The organism is Stenotrophomonas sp. OVS01A, assembly GCF_019969775.1.
In the GTDB taxonomy this organism is placed as follows: Bacteria; Pseudomonadota; Gammaproteobacteria; order Xanthomonadales; family Xanthomonadaceae; genus Stenotrophomonas; species Stenotrophomonas indicatrix.
This window is the reverse complement of sequence record NZ_JAHXYV010000001.1, coordinates 573,384-586,694: the sequence shown is the minus strand read 5'-3', so window position 1 is coordinate 586,694 and position 13,311 is coordinate 573,384. Positions and strand designations below refer to the sequence as shown.

Genomic DNA, 13,311 nt, shown 5'->3' with positions numbered 1-13,311 from the left:
GTCAGGGGCTGGATGCGCGCAGGCTGTAGCCGGCCAAGCGCCAGGTCTGGTCTTCGTCGAAGCGGAACGACACCAGCTCGCGTACCGGCTGCGCGCTGTTGGCGAAACGGGTCGGGAAGCTGACGTTGATGTACAGGCCCTCGGGCACGGCAGCACCTGCAGCGTATTTCACGCGGGTGATGGTCGGCTGGCCACGCCCGGCCAACGCGCCAAGACGCGTGCGGTCTGCCGCAAGCTGGCTGACGAAGGCCGCCTTGGGCACTGCGCGGCGGGCAACCGCCGAGGCGCCGTCCCACAACTCACCGGCCCGATTGGCGTCGACCAGTTGCGCGGCCTTCAATGCGGCACTGCCCATTTCCGCGTCCTGTTTCTGCACCTGCGCCTGCTGGGCCGGGCTCAGCGCCGGCGTGGCAGCGGTCGCCGGCTTCGCGGCCGTCGGTGCGCTCGGCGCGGGGCGAGCCGGGGCCGGTGCGGGCGTGGCCGGCGCCGGCGTTTGCGCCAGTGCAGCCAGGGGCAACAGGGACAGCAGCAGGAGCACGCGCTTCATGGACACCGCCGGTTCGATGGAAAGAACCGCAGTCTACGCCAGCGCAGTGAGTGGGCCGTCAGCGCGCCTGGACGCTGCCTTCCACCGCACCCGCCTCGGCCTGCGCCGCCGGTGCCGCCGATGCCGCGGGCAGCTGCTCGGCCACCGGCGGCTGCTCCGGCGGTGCCGGTGGCAGCGTAGCCACGTCGATCTCCGACAGCGGGCTTTCCTCCGGGCACACCGGGTCGGGGAAGCCGAAGCGCTGCTTCAGCGACTGGCCACAGCTGTTGATCGATTCCATGTCGGCACCGTCGCGCTTGCACTGCTGGTCGAACGCCACCAGGAACGCATCCTTGCGCTGCACGAAGTCGTCGCCGCAGGTACGCATCTGCTTGATCCGTTCCAGGTCGTCCTGCACGGCGTTGGTCCCGTCCAGGCCGTACTGGCGAAGCTCTTCGGCCGTCAGCAGGCGCAGGCTGCGGTTGGGCACGGTCATCATCAGGTCGGCCACACCCACCGCCACACCATTGCGCTGCAGATAATCCTTCACGTTGTCATAGACCTCGTGCAGCTCGCGGTTGAGTTCCGCGCGCGAAGTGGCCTTGGAACTGATGCGCATCATGCGGTGGATGCCGACCTTGCCGGTCAACAGGCGGTTGTCGCCGGCAGCCAGCACGAACACGCAGGCGCTGTGGCAGATCGAGCCCTCGCGCACCCAGATGGTCCAGCCGGATTCGCCGATGCTGTCGCCGGCAACGATGGCCGATTCCACCTGGCCACCGCTGGAATCCAGATCCAGGATGCGCTTGTGGATCTGCAGCTCGTCGGCGACCACGGCCAGCCGCCACATCATCTCGGCAAACCCGGGGTTGATCTTGCCGTTGTAACGCACGCGCAGCAGGCCACGCACGGCGCACGGCGCCAGCGCCTGCTTCAGCTGTTCGCGCTGCAGGCCTTCCAGTTCAATGCCATCGCCGCCGTCGCCGGCGTAATCGGTGGTGCAGCTGACCCAGGCCTTGCCGTTTTCCAGCTGCGCCTGCGGCCAGGGCCGATCAGCCCGGCTGCGCGCCTGTGCCGGCGGTGGCGGCGCATCGGCGGCATTGATCGACACCATGTTTTCGCCATCGCTGGCCGGAGCCCGCGTGGCCTTGTCGGCCGCGGTGACGTTGCCCGGGTTCTCCAACTGGCTGCAGCCCGCCAGGGCCAGGAATAACAGGGGCAACCAGCGGAATTTGGCGGACATCGGGCAACCGGATTCAGACAGGCAAGAACCACAGTCTACCCGTCCACGACGCGCATTCAGCGCCCGCCACTGAACCTGTTCTGACCCTCACGCACCGTCATTTCCCATTCCAGTGTCTTCCACCTTCCCATCCACGCATGGCGTGGATCTACATGTCGACCAAGGTCGACACCCACCAAGAGCAGGCCATGCCATTTCGACAGTTCGCGGAAGTCTGTCGAAGGCGGGGTGGGTCCGGTTGCGGGGGCGTGAGCGCCATGGATGGCGCGACCGAGCTTACAGGGACGTACTTGCAGCGTCCCCTGCAACCGGACCCACCCCGCCATCCCACGGATAGCCCGCTGTTGCTGTTGCTGTTGAGGGTGCCGGGCGCAGCCCGGCCAAGCCCCTCCAGCATCCATGTCCGAATATGGCGAGTACTACCGCCCGCAGGCGCCTAGACTGGCGCCATGGATACCGCACTCGCCCTCGACACTGCCGCCTGCGATCGCGCCCGCTTGGCCCGCGATGCGCGCTTCGACGGCGTATTCTTCACCGCCGTGCGCAGCACCGGCATCTACTGCCGGCCGGTGTGCCCGGCGCCGCCACCGAAGCCGCGCAACATCACCTATTTCCCCACGGCAGCGGCCGCTGCGTCCGCCGGCTATCGCCCCTGCCTGCGCTGCCGCCCCGAGCTGGCCCCGCTGGCACAACAGGCGCTGGCCGGACAGGCCGTGCAGCGTGCCCTGGCGCTGATCCATGCCGGCTTCCTGCAGGACCAGCCGGTGGCCGAGCTGGCAGGAAAGATCGGCCTCAGCGCACGCCAGCTGCAACGCCTGTTCGTCGAACGGCTGGGCGCAACGCCAGGGCAGATCCACGCAACCCATCGCCTGCTGCTGGCCAAGCAGCTGCTGACCGAAACCACGCTGCCGGTGACCGACGTGGCACTGGCCGCTGGTTACAACAGCCTGCGCCGCTTCAATACGGCATTCCTGCAGGGCTGCGGCATGGCGCCCACCGTACTTCGCCGCCAACACCATCCCCTGGCCGCCGACGATGGCGGGCTGGTGCTGCGCCTGGGCTATCGACCGCCGCTGGATTTCCCCCGCATGCTGGCCTTCCTGCGCAAGCGCAGCCTGCCCGGCATCGAACTGATCGGGGAAGACAGTTACCAGCGCGTGTTGGGCACAGCCGAGCGCCCCGCCCTGCTGCGCGTCACCGCCGACCCGAAGCGGCCCGAGCTGCGCCTGCAACTGGGCGCGGTCGACCCACGCCTGATTCCGGACATCGTGCGCCGCGTGCGCCGTGTGTTCGACCTGGACGCCGACCTGCAGCAGGTGCACGCAGCGCTGGGCGATGAACCGCTGTTGGCGCGCGGCATCGCCGAGCGCCCCGGCCTGCGCGTGCCAGGCGGATGGGACGGCTTCGAGGTGGGCGTGCGCGCGGTACTGGGCCAGCAGGTCAGCGTGGCCGCGGCCACCACGTTCGCGCGCCGGCTGGTCGATGCCTACGGTGCGCACCTGCCCGGCATGCCGTCCGAATTCGACCGTCAGTTTCCAGCGCCGGACGTACTGGCCGACGCGCCGCTGGAATTGATCGGCCTGCCACGCAGCCGCGCCGCCACCGTGCGCGCCCTCGCCGCAGCCTGCGCCAGCGGCCAGCTGGACTTCGGGCCGGGGCAGGCACTGGAGGAATTCGTCGCCCGCTGCGTGGCCCTGCCCGGCATCGGCCCGTGGACGGCGCAGTACATTGCCCTGCGCGGGCTGGGCCAGCCTGATGCCTTCCCCGCCGGTGACCTGGTGCTGCAGCAGGTGCTGGGCCATGCACAGGGCCAGCGCCTCAGCGAACGTGCCACCGAGGCCCGTTCGCAATCATGGCGACCATGGCGCGCCTATGCCGTGCTGCATCTGTGGCACCTGTCCGGCACTTTCGTTGGAGAACCCTCATGAACCTCTTGTTCGATCGCTTCGATACACCGATCGGTGAACTGACCATCGCCGGGGATGAGAATGGCCTGGCCCACGTTCTGTTCCCGGAAAACCGCCATCCTGCGCGCGGCCGCGAGCACTGGCATTACGCGCCCGGCGCATTGCCGGAGGCGCGCGAACAGTTGCTGCAGTACCTGCACGGTGAGCGCAGCGGTTTCGACCTGGCGCTGGCACCGCATGGCACGCCGTTCCAGCTGCGCGTCTGGCACGCGCTGGCGTTGATTCCCTTCGGCCAGACCTGGAGCTACCTGCAGCTGGCGCAGCAGCTGGGTCAGCCGACGGCGACCCGTGCGGTCGGCGCGGCCAATGGCCGCAATCCGTTGCCGATCGTGCTGCCGTGCCATCGCGTGATCGGCAGCAACGGTACGTTGACCGGTTTCGGTGGCGGCCTGGAAACCAAAGCGGCGTTGTTGCGGCTGGAGCAGCGACAGGCACCGCTGTTTGCATGAGGGTTGGAGGCAGGGCTGCGCCCTGCACCCGCTACAAGCCAGAGCAACATCAACGTCAACATCAACATCAACGTCCAAAGCGGGCTATCCGTGGGTGGTCGGGCGGTGTCGGATTGCGGGGTCGCCGCAAGTACGTCCTTGTAGGCTTGGCCGCGGCATCCATGCCGCGGACACCCCGCAATCCGACACCGCCCCGCCTTCGACAGGTTCCCGGTGACGGTTTGATTCGTTCCGGTAGATCCACGCCATGCGTGGATGGAAGCATCCGTAATCTGCTTGGAGAAGAGCCCCCTTGTTGTTCAAGGGCGCGGGGATAAGGTGAAATGCGCGGACACGCCAGCGCGCCACAGGCGCGCTGGCGTGTCTTGGGTACGTCATTGCTGCGGATTATCATGGCCGGATGACTTCCGTACGCCTGACCTGCACGCTGGCGCTGCTGCTGCCCCTGGCCGCATGCACCACCACGCCTTCGCCTTCGACAACCATCGCTGCACCTGCTGCGGAGGCGAATACGCCGCCCGCCAGCCCGCCGAAGCTGCTGTTGATCTCCATCGACGGCCTGCGCGCCGATGCGTTGGATCGCGGCCTAACCCCGAACCTTCAGCGGATCATCGACGGTGGTGTGCGTGCGCGCTGGATGACGCCCTCCTATCCCTCGCTCACCTTCCCCAACCACTACACACTGGTCACCGGCCTGCGTCCGGACCACCACGGCATCATCAACAACAGCATGGACGATGCCGCGCTCGGTCGCTTCGCGCTGCACGACCGCGCTGCGGTGACCACCAGCGGATGGTGGGGCGGCGAACCGATCTGGGTCGGTGCCGAGAAGGTCGGTGTGCGCACCGCCACCACCTCATGGCCGGGCAGCGAAGCCGAGATCCAGGGTACACGGCCCAGCCAGTGGCGCATTTACGATGCCAAGGAACCGCTGGAGCAGCGTGCGCAGACAGTGCTCGACTGGCTGTCGCAGACCGATGCCGATGCGCCGCGCCTGACCACGCTGTACATGGAGCACGTGGACAAGGCCGGCCACAACTTTGGCCCCGAATCCAGGCAGTACACCGAGGCCATCGTGCATGCCGACCAGGTCATCGGCCAGGTGCTCGATGGCCTGCAGCAGCAAGGCCTGGCCGACAGCACCAACGTGATCGTGGTCTCCGATCACGGCATGGCGTCGGTGCCGGAGGGCCAGGTGATCGCCCTCGAATCGATGGTTGACCCTGCCATCGCGCGCAACGTCAGCGCAGGCCAGTCGGTCGGCTTCACGCCGGAGGTGGGACGCGAAGCAGAGGCCGAGCGTGCCCTGCTCGGTCGCCACGCACACTACGAATGCTGGAAGAAGGAGAATCTGCCGGCCCGCTGGCATTACGGCACCCATCCGCGCGTGCCGGCCATCGTCTGCCAGATGGATGAAGGCTGGGACGCGCTGACGCGCGAGAAGATCGCCAAGCGCGAGCACGCCGATCGCGGCTCACATGGCTACGACAACGCATTGCCGTCGATGCGCGCGGTGTTCGTCGCCCGTGGCCCTTCATTCCGGCAAGGCCTGGTGATCGACGGTTTCGACAATGTCGACGTCTACCCGCTGCTGGCACACCTGCTGCAGGTGCCGGAAGCGGCCAACGATGGCAACGCGCAGACGCTGCAGAAAACCCTGCGCTGATCGCGGCGCCATGCCCTGGCCATGGTCAAAAAAAAACGCGGCGCCGAGCGCCGCGTTTTTCTTTGGACCGGTCGGTCGGCGGATCAGCCGGCCTTGGCCACTGCCTTCTTGGCCACAGCCTTCTTCGCCGGAGCCTTGGCCACGGTCTTCTTGGCAACCGGGGCGGCGGCGCCTACGGCGACCTTGCTCGCGGTGTGCGAACGGGCGTTGCCGTAGCTGGCGTTGTAGCGCTTGCCCTTGGCGGTCTTGCGGTCACCCTTACCCATGTCTTCAACTCCTCAAATGTGAAATCTGGTTACCCCGTACTGACACGGGTTCGGCGGGGCCGCCTTGCTGGGCGCCCCCGCGCACGATCGGAAAGCCTACCACGGAGCGCCTAGTGCGCGCAGCTGGCGTCATGCACGTGGCCGTGGTTCAGGCGCAGGTTGACCAGGTGTGCGATGCCGACCAGCAGGCCGCCCAAGGTCATCACCACCGCATGCGGCACCGCGTTGTGGTGCAGCGGGTCGTACAGCACGCCGGCCCACAACGCGACCAAGCCGGGAATCAGGAACGCCAGCGCACGCAGCGCACCGTGCCGCCGATAGCCCCAGACCAGGCTGAACAAGCCCAGCAGGGTCACGAACACCACCAGCGCCTTCTCCACGCCATCGCTGAGCCAGAAGGACAGGCCAAGCGAGGGGGCAGCGGCCAGCAGCAGCGGAATGACCGCGCAGTGCACCGCGCACAGCATCGAACCGGTGGCGCCGAAGCGATCGAGCAGGTGGCGCAGGCGTGAGGGCAAGGGCATGACTTCCAGCAGGGCGGCGAATCGTTATGGAATAATATAACATCGTTTCCCGACCCGCACGGTTCCCCTCCCCCTGTCCCGCCGACGGGATTCGTGCGCCACCCGATTGATACAATGTAACAAAGGACCGCCCATGCCCTCCCGTCACCCTCGCCTCAAGCCGCATTCCCTGGCCCTGGCGCTTGCTGCGCTGCTGCCCTCCGTCGCCTTTGCGGCCTCCGACGATGATTCGCATCGTGACCGCCACCTGACCGAGCTGTCCTCGGTGCAGGTCACGGCATCGCCGCTGCAGGGTGATGCCGAATCGCTGGCGCGGCCGGTTGAAGTGCTGGCCGGTGAGCGCCTCGATGAGCAGAAGGCCGGCACCCTCGGTGACACCGTCGCCAAGCTGCCCGGCGTGCAGAGCACCTTCTTCGGCCCCGGCGTCGGCCGCCCGATCATCCGTGGCCAGGAAGGTCCGCGCGTGGCCGTGCTGTCCAACGGCATGGGCAACATGGACGCCTCCACCGTCAGCGCCGACCATGCCACCAGCATCGAGCCGTTCCTGGCCGACCAGATCGAAGTACTGAAAGGCCCGGCTACCCTGCTGTTCGGCAGCGGCGCGATCGGCGGTGCGGTGAACGTGGTCGATGGGCGCATTGCGCGCGAACTGCCGGATCGTCCGCTCAGCGGCCGTGCCGAGCTGCGTGGCAATTCGGTCAACGACGAACGCAGCGGCATGTTCCGCCTGGACGGCGTGAGCGGCAATGTCGTGCTGCACGTGGATGGTCTGGTGCGCAATGGCGATGATTTCCGCATTCCCGGCTACGCGGTGATCGACGGCCTGGAAGACCACCACGATGACCACGACCACGCGGGCGAGGAAGGCGAAGAGCCGCGTCGCGGCCGCCTGGACAACAGTTCCATCCGCACCCGCGCCGGTGGCGTCGGCGCCACCTGGCTGGGCGAAGGCGGCTACTTCGGCGCCTCGGCCAGCACCTACCGCACCAACTACGGCATCCCCAACGGCGCCCACGTGCATGCCGACGGCGATGGCCACGACCATGGTCACGACCACGACCATGGCGAGGAGGAGGAAGGTGAAGAGCACGACGTGCGCATCGACATGGTGCAGAACCGTTTCGAGACCAAGGCCGGCATCTACAACCCGGTAGCGTTCCTGAAGAACGTCAACGCGCGCGTGGCCTACACCGACTACGAACACGTGGAGCTGGAAGCCGGCACGCCGTCCACCCGCTTCACCAACCGCGGCATCGAAGGCCGCCTGGAAGCGGTGCAGCAGCAGATCGGCGGCTGGGACGGCGCCTTCGGCCTGCAGTTCGGCAACAGCGATTTCGGCGCAAAGGGCGAAGAAGCGTTCGTGCCCGATACCGGAACCAAGAACATCGGCCTGTTCGTTCTGCAGGAAAAGCAGTTCGGCCCGTTCAAGCTGGAACTGGGCGGTCGCCACGACCAGGTCAAGCTGGACCCGACCGGCGACTACCGCCGCCGCAAGTTCGACGCCACCAACCTGTCGGCCGCCGGTATCTGGAAGCTCAACGATGCGGTCGACCTGCGCATCGGCGTGGACAGCTCCGAGCGTGCACCGACCAATGAGGAGCTGTACGCCGCCGGTGCGCACATCGCCACCCGTTCGCTGGAAATCGGTGATGCCAACCTGAAGACCGAGCGCGGCCAACGCATCGAACTGGGCATCCACACCCACAGCGAGCGCCTGGACTTCTCTGCCGCGATCTACCAGACCAGGTTCAAGGACTTCATCTACCTGGCCGACACCGGCATCACCGAGAGCCTGCCGGTGCGCACCTGGACCCAGCAGGACGCGGTGTTCAAGGGCGCCGAAGCCGAAGCGCTGGTGCACCTGTTCGAAGGCGGCGCCGGTGATTGGGACCTGCGCGTGTTCGGCGACTACGTGCAGGCCAAGCTGGACGGCAACGGCAGCCGTACCCTGGACATCGCCGTGCCGCACGGTGACCACAACCACAACTACAGCGTGGAACTGGCCAACACCGGTTACCTGCCGCGCATCGCCCCGGCCCGTGTCGGCGCCGACCTGCGCTGGGCGAAGGATGGCTGGCGTGCCTCGGTGGGCGCGGTGCGTTACAGCCGGCAGAAGGACGTTGCGCAGAACGAGGAGCCGAGCAACGGCTACACCCTGGTCGATGCGCACCTGGCCTACCGCTGGGACCGCAGCGACAGCAACAGCTACGAGTTGTTCCTGGATGGCAGCAACCTGACCAACCGCGAAGTGCGTCCGCATACCTCGCTGCTGAAGGATTACTCGCCGCTGCCGGGTCGTGGTGTCGCCTTCGGGATCCGCGCGTTCTTCTGATGAGGCATCCACGCATGGCGTGGATCTACTGAAGTGCATCCACGCATGGCGTGGATCTACTGACGTGCATCCACGCATGGTGTGGATCTACTGACTTTGACGGCGGCATGCTGTCGTTCTCTCCCGGGGGGCCAGGTTGGCCCCCCGTCTTTTTTGATGACCTCGATCGACCCTCACGCATCCGTCACAAAGATGTGCGTACGACAACAAGCGGACAATCCCGTCGCCATCTGTCTCTCGCCATCCGGACATTTGTGTCCGAAAATGAAGCCATGACCACCCAACGTGCCGATGCCGCTGCCCGCCGAGCCCTCATCCTCGATGCTGCCGACCATGTGTTCGGCCAACACGGCGTCACCGCGCCGCTGGACCTGGTGGTCGAGCGTGCCGAAGTCGGCCGCGCCACCCTGTATCGGAATTTCCCTGACCGCACCGCGCTGATCCAGGCGCTGCTGCAGCGCACGGTCGACCGCATCCGCCGCCAGGTCGAGCAGCTTGGCGACCGCGACGACGCCCTGTTCGAGGTGTTTGAAGGCATGGCCCAGCGCATCGTCGATTCGCCGGCACTGGCCGATTACTGGCGCGCGGTCGATTCGGACGTCCCAGCCATGCGCACCGCACGCGAGACCGTGCGCGACCTGCTGGAAGCCCCCATCGCCCGCGCCAAGGCCGCTGGCCTGTGCCGGCCCGACCTGGAGAAGACGGATATTTCACTGATCTCGGGCATGCTGGGCGCGGCCCTGCGCGGCAAGACCCGCGATGAGCGCGCCCAGCTGGCCGGGCGTGCCCTGCAGCTGCTGCGCGGGGGACTCCAGGGAGCAGCCAGCGGGGAACGCTGATGGTGCAGCCGTACCTCAAGCCGGTTCCGGATTGGGAGGAGCACGAGAAGCCGACCATGCCTGGTTCGGCGTCGATGCCCTGGCACCCGCCTTATCGGCGTGCAGCCTATGCACTGGTGTCGCTGCTGGTGGCCATCACCGGCGGCCTTGGCAACGCGCTGGTAACGGCCAACCTGCCCTTCCTGCAGGGGCAGCTTGCGCTCACCCCCACCCAGGGCAGCTGGCTGGTGGCTGCCTACGCCATGGTCAACGTGACCGCCAACCTGCTGGCCTTCAAGTTCCGCCAGCAATACGGCATCCGCCTGTTTGCCGAGATCGGCCTGGGGCTGTACGCGGCGCTGGCGGTGCTGCACCTGTTCGTCGGCAGTTTCGAGACCACCATGCTGACCCGCGCCGCCAGCGGTTTCGCCGGCGCGGCCTGTTCGACGCTGGGGACGCTGTACATGCTGCAGGCGCTGCCGCGGCGATTCACCGGCAACCTGCTGGTGATCGGCGTCGGCCTGTCGCAGCTGGCGGTGCCGATTGCCTGGATCGTCTCGCCCGGCCTGGTCGATACCGGCCAATGGCACCAGCTGTATTCGTTCGAAGCGGGGCTGGCGCTGTGCGCGTTTGCCGCCGTGGTCGTGCTGAAGTTGCCGCCGGGCATCCAGGTCAAGGCCTTCGAACCGCTGGATTTCCTCACCTTCGCCCTGCTCGCGCCTGCCGTCGCCCTGCTGGTGGTGGTGCTGGCCCAGGGCTACACGCGCTGGTGGTTGAACACGCCGTGGCTGGGCTGGGCGCTGATCGCCTCCATCGTGCTGACCACCACCGCACTGATCATCGAACACTACCGGCGCAACCCGCTGCTGCAGATCCGTTGGCTGTCGACCCTGCCGGTGATGCACTTCATCGTCGGCGCCTTCCTGATCCGCTTCCTGACCACTGAACAGTCCTACGGCGTGGTCAACCTGATGCGCACGCTGGGCATGGGACCGGACCAGATGCGGCCGCTGTTCGTGGTGATCCTGGCCGGCGTGGTCACCGGCATCGCCGGTGCGTCACTGACCTTCGGCCCGAAGCGCCTGATTGCGCAGCTGCTGATGGCGATCCTGCTGCTGGGTGCCGCCGCGTTCTTCGACCAGCACCGCACCAGCCTGGATCGCCCGCACGACTTCTACATCAGCCAGTTCCTGGCGTCGGTGGGCGCCGGCATGTTCATGGGCCCGCTGATCATGCTCGGCATTTCCGCCGCGTTGAAACAGGGCGTGGACCACATGATCACCTTCCTGGTGACATTGTCGATCACGCAGACGCTGGGCGGACTGGCCGGCTCGGCCGTACTGGGAACGTTCCAGCTGCATCGCGAGCAGCTGTATTCCAGCGCGCTGACCAGCCAGCTCGATCCAGCCGACCCGGTGGTGGCACAGCGCCTGCGCATCCAGCAGCAGCTGTACGCAGCGCAGATCACCGACCCGGTGCTGCGCAGTGCCCAGGGCAGCGCGCAGCTGGCGCAGACCACCCGCCGCGAAGCCAACGTGCGAGGCTTCAACGATGTGTTCACCCTGAGCGGCTGGCTGGCAATCGGTTTCCTGTGCTGGTTGCTGCTGCTGTCGCTGCGTACCGCCGTACGCAAACAATGGCGCAAGCGCCATCCTTCCTCCCCCGCTGCGGCTGCGACCGCGGCACCGCGCTGAGTCCACCGTCATGCCTCCCGTCCCGCCCCGTCCAGACGACACCGACGCTGCCGAGAACGTCACCCCGCCGCCGCCCACCGATGCGGCACCGGCGGCGACGCCTGCCGCGCCCGCCGCCGCGCCGAAGTACCTCAAACCAAGTTCGCGCAGCGTGGTGGTGATGGTGGTGGTGGCCCTGCTGGGCATCGCGCTGATCCTGCGCGCCTGGCACCTGTGGCCGTTCACCAGCAGCGTGATGGTGACCGACAACGCTTACGTGCGCGGGCAGATCACGGTGATGGCGCCGCAGGTGAACGGCTATGTGACCGACGTGCTGGTGAAGGACTTCCAGCACGTGAAGCAGGGCGAGCCACTGCTGCGTATCGACGACCGCATCTACGCGCAGCGGGTGGCGCAGGCGCAGGCCACTCTGGACAGCGCGCGCGCGGCCCTGGCCAATTCGGACCAGTCGCAGGCGCAGAACCGCGCGCAGATCGCTGCGGCGCAGGCCACGCTGTCGGCCGGCCAGGCCGAGCTGCAGCGCTCGCGCAACGAGGCCAAGCGCTACGAGGAACTGGCGGCGCAGCAGCTGGTGTCCATCAACGACCGCGACAAGTTCCGCACCAGCCAGGCCTCGGCGCAGGCCAGCGTGCAGCAGTCGCAGGCGCAGATCCGCATCGCCGAAGAAACCCTGGTCTCGACCCAGGTCTCGCGCAAGAGCCTGGAAGCGCAGGTGGAAAGTGCGCAGGCACAGCTCGAACTGGCCCGCATCGACCTGGCCAATACGGTGATCCATGCGCCGCGCGACGGGCAGATCAGCGAAGCCAGCGTGCGCGTGGGACAGTACGTAGCCGCCGGTTCGCAGCTGCTGTTCCTGGTGCCCGATGCATTGTGGGTGGTGGCCAACTACAAGGAAGGCCAGACCTGGCAGATGAAGATCGGGCAGCCCGCCTCGTTCTCGGTGGATGCGTTCCAGGGCCAGGTGCTGCGCGGACGCGTGGAGCAGATCGCGCCGGCCACCGGGTCGGAGTTCAGCGTGCTGCGCCCGGACAATGCCAGCGGCAATTTCACCAAGGTGGTGCAGCGGCTGCCGGTGCGTATCTCGATCAACGGGGACCAGGAACTGGCGGCGCGGTTGCGGCCGGGCATGTCGGTGATCGTGCGGGTGGATACCGCGACCAAGCCGATGGACTAGGGCGCCGGCCCGGTGGAGTCGAGCCAAGCTCGGCTGCGTTGTTGTGACATGGGGTCAGATCCCTTTGCCACTGGCAAAGGGATCTGACCCCATTCCCGAGGAAGCCGGCCAGCGGCCGGCACTACCCTCGCATCAGCCTGCGCAGCGGGCGCAGAGTCCGTGTACTTCCAATGTCTGTGCCTGCGGTTGGAAGCCGAGCTCCTTGGCCCGCTTTTCGAGCTGGGTCACGATCTCACGGTCTTCCAGTTCCACCGCGCTGTGGCAGCTGTTGCAGATCAGGAACGGCACCGAATGGGCCGCACTGCTGGGGTGGTGGCAGGCCACGAAGGCATTGACCGATTCCAGCTTGTGCACGAAGCCATTGGCCATGAGGAAGTCGAGCGCGCGGTACACGGTGGGCGGGGCGTCAGCGCCCACACCCTTGCCGTTGCGCACCCACTCCAGCAGCTCGTAGGCCTTGACCGGCTTGCCGGCCTCGGCGATCAGCTTGAGCACGTTGGCGCGGATGGGGGTAAGGCGCAGCCCGCGCTCGCGCGAGACACGCTCGACCACCGCCACGAAATCAGAAGCGTCGTGGACATGGTGGTGCGGGGCCGTACAGGCGGTTTTGGCGGACATGCGCGTTCTCCAGTTCGGGCGTGGGCCGCAGGGC

At 67.2% G+C, this 13,311-nt stretch carries 12 protein-coding genes; 7 read left to right on the top strand and 5 right to left on the bottom strand.

Annotated elements, in window-relative coordinates:
• Window position 1: 1 nt before the first annotated feature.
• Window positions 2-547 (bottom strand): DUF4019 domain-containing protein, encoded by a 546-nt coding sequence (locus LC407_RS02770; protein ID WP_025877727.1) that lies wholly within the window; start codon window positions 545-547, stop codon window positions 2-4.
• 58 nt (window positions 548-605) lie between these two features.
• Window positions 606-1,769, bottom strand: coding sequence for a hypothetical protein (locus LC407_RS02765; protein ID WP_223482162.1), 1,164 nt, complete (start codon window positions 1,767-1,769; stop codon window positions 606-608).
• Between the two features lie 449 nt (window positions 1,770-2,218).
• On the opposite strand from LC407_RS02765, the gene LC407_RS02760 reads away from it, so the two are divergent.
• The 3 genes from LC407_RS02760 (at window position 2,219) to LC407_RS02750 (ending at window position 5,851) form a co-directional block, all read left to right on the top strand.
• Window positions 2,219-3,697 carry a DNA-3-methyladenine glycosylase 2 gene (locus LC407_RS02760; protein ID WP_223482161.1) on the top strand — a complete coding sequence of 493 codons (1,479 nt, stop codon included), beginning with the start codon at window positions 2,219-2,221 and terminating at the stop codon, window positions 3,695-3,697.
• Window positions 3,694-4,185, top strand: coding sequence for a methylated-DNA--[protein]-cysteine S-methyltransferase (locus LC407_RS02755; RefSeq protein WP_025877732.1), 492 nt, complete (start codon window positions 3,694-3,696; stop codon window positions 4,183-4,185). Before LC407_RS02760 ends, LC407_RS02755 begins: the two co-directional genes overlap by 4 nt.
• A gap of 400 nt (window positions 4,186-4,585) precedes the next feature.
• Window positions 4,586-5,851, top strand: coding sequence for an ectonucleotide pyrophosphatase/phosphodiesterase (locus tag LC407_RS02750; RefSeq protein WP_223482160.1), 1,266 nt, complete (start codon window positions 4,586-4,588; stop codon window positions 5,849-5,851).
• Between the two features lie 83 nt (window positions 5,852-5,934).
• Here the strand turns inward: LC407_RS02750 and LC407_RS02745 are convergent, their stop codons facing one another.
• Window positions 5,935-6,117, bottom strand: a complete 183-nt coding sequence (locus LC407_RS02745) for a 30S ribosomal protein THX (protein WP_025879339.1) — start codon at window positions 6,115-6,117, stop codon at window positions 5,935-5,937.
• Window positions 6,118-6,227: 110 nt separating this feature from the next.
• Window positions 6,228-6,641, bottom strand: a complete 414-nt coding sequence (locus LC407_RS02740) for a MerC domain-containing protein (RefSeq protein WP_025879338.1) — start codon at window positions 6,639-6,641, stop codon at window positions 6,228-6,230.
• 133 nt (window positions 6,642-6,774) lie between these two features.
• On the opposite strand from LC407_RS02740, the gene LC407_RS02735 reads away from it, so the two are divergent.
• The 4 genes from LC407_RS02735 to LC407_RS02720 all read left to right on the top strand — a co-directional run bounded on the left by LC407_RS02735 (window position 6,775) and on the right by LC407_RS02720 (window position 12,659).
• Window positions 6,775-8,973: a TonB-dependent receptor gene (locus tag LC407_RS02735; RefSeq protein WP_223482159.1), complete on the top strand. Its 2,199-nt coding sequence runs from the start codon at window positions 6,775-6,777 to the stop codon at window positions 8,971-8,973.
• Between the two features lie 272 nt (window positions 8,974-9,245).
• Entirely contained in the window at window positions 9,246-9,812 is a 567-nt protein-coding gene (locus tag LC407_RS02730) for a TetR/AcrR family transcriptional regulator (protein WP_025879336.1), read from the top strand.
• Complete coding sequence (locus tag LC407_RS02725) at window positions 9,812-11,485, top strand: MFS transporter (protein ID WP_025879335.1); 1,674 nt, start codon at window positions 9,812-9,814, stop codon at window positions 11,483-11,485. The genes LC407_RS02730 and LC407_RS02725 overlap by 1 nt, the downstream gene beginning before the upstream one ends.
• A 10-nt stretch (window positions 11,486-11,495) precedes the next feature.
• Window positions 11,496-12,659, top strand: coding sequence for an HlyD family secretion protein (locus LC407_RS02720; RefSeq protein WP_059063548.1), 1,164 nt, complete (start codon window positions 11,496-11,498; stop codon window positions 12,657-12,659).
• A gap of 132 nt (window positions 12,660-12,791) precedes the next feature.
• On the opposite strand, the gene LC407_RS02715 is transcribed toward LC407_RS02720, so the two are convergent.
• Entirely contained in the window at window positions 12,792-13,277 is a 486-nt protein-coding gene (locus LC407_RS02715) for a Fur family transcriptional regulator (protein WP_025879333.1), read from the bottom strand.
• Between the last annotated feature and the right edge of the window lie 34 nt (window positions 13,278-13,311).

Coding starts and splice junctions, on each gene's coding strand:
- LC407_RS02770 (WP_025877727.1), bottom strand. CDS start 547: ATGAAGCGCGTGCTCCTGCTGCTGTCCCTGTTGCCCCTGGCTGCACTG.
- LC407_RS02765 (WP_223482162.1), bottom strand. CDS start 1,769: ATGTCCGCCAAATTCCGCTGGTTGCCCCTGTTATTCCTGGCCCTGGCG.
- LC407_RS02760 (WP_223482161.1), top strand. CDS start 2,219: ATGGATACCGCACTCGCCCTCGACACTGCCGCCTGCGATCGCGCCCGC.
- LC407_RS02755 (WP_025877732.1), top strand. CDS start 3,694: ATGAACCTCTTGTTCGATCGCTTCGATACACCGATCGGTGAACTGACC.
- LC407_RS02750 (WP_223482160.1), top strand. CDS start 4,586: ATGACTTCCGTACGCCTGACCTGCACGCTGGCGCTGCTGCTGCCCCTG.
- LC407_RS02745 (WP_025879339.1), bottom strand. CDS start 6,117: ATGGGTAAGGGTGACCGCAAGACCGCCAAGGGCAAGCGCTACAACGCC.
- LC407_RS02740 (WP_025879338.1), bottom strand. CDS start 6,641: ATGCCCTTGCCCTCACGCCTGCGCCACCTGCTCGATCGCTTCGGCGCC.
- LC407_RS02735 (WP_223482159.1), top strand. CDS start 6,775: ATGCCCTCCCGTCACCCTCGCCTCAAGCCGCATTCCCTGGCCCTGGCG.
- LC407_RS02730 (WP_025879336.1), top strand. CDS start 9,246: ATGACCACCCAACGTGCCGATGCCGCTGCCCGCCGAGCCCTCATCCTC.
- LC407_RS02725 (WP_025879335.1), top strand. CDS start 9,812: ATGGTGCAGCCGTACCTCAAGCCGGTTCCGGATTGGGAGGAGCACGAG.
- LC407_RS02720 (WP_059063548.1), top strand. CDS start 11,496: ATGCCTCCCGTCCCGCCCCGTCCAGACGACACCGACGCTGCCGAGAAC.
- LC407_RS02715 (WP_025879333.1), bottom strand. CDS start 13,277: ATGTCCGCCAAAACCGCCTGTACGGCCCCGCACCACCATGTCCACGAC.